This window comes from Pseudomonas sp. BJa3 (genome assembly GCF_026343815.1).
Classification (GTDB): Bacteria; Pseudomonadota; Gammaproteobacteria; order Pseudomonadales; family Pseudomonadaceae; genus Aquipseudomonas; species Aquipseudomonas soli.
This window is the reverse complement of the sequence record NZ_JAOXMC010000406.1, coordinates 1-249: the sequence shown is the minus strand read 5'-3', so window position 1 is coordinate 249 and position 249 is coordinate 1. Positions and strand designations below refer to the sequence as shown.

The following is a 249-nucleotide window of genomic DNA, read 5'->3' as shown; positions in this document are numbered from 1 at the left end:
CAGCAACCTGTCCATCGCCGCGCCCGCGCTCAAGGACGAGTTCGGCCTGGACACAGTGCACGAAGGGCTGATCCTGTCGGCGTTCGGCTGGACCTACGCCGCCATGCAGATCCCCGGCGGCTGGCTGGTGGACCGCGTGTCGCCGCGCGTGCTGTACGCGGCCGCGCTGATCCTGTGGTCGGCGGCGACGTTCTTCATGGGCTTTGCCGGCAGCTTCGTGATCCTGTTCGTGCTGCGCCTGGCGGTGGG

1 protein-coding gene is annotated in these 249 nt (G+C 69.1%); it reads left to right on the top strand.

Annotated elements, in window-relative coordinates:
- Positions 1–249: MFS transporter (locus OH705_RS28200; RefSeq protein WP_267303568.1), on the top strand; the 249-nt coding region annotated here is incomplete at both ends.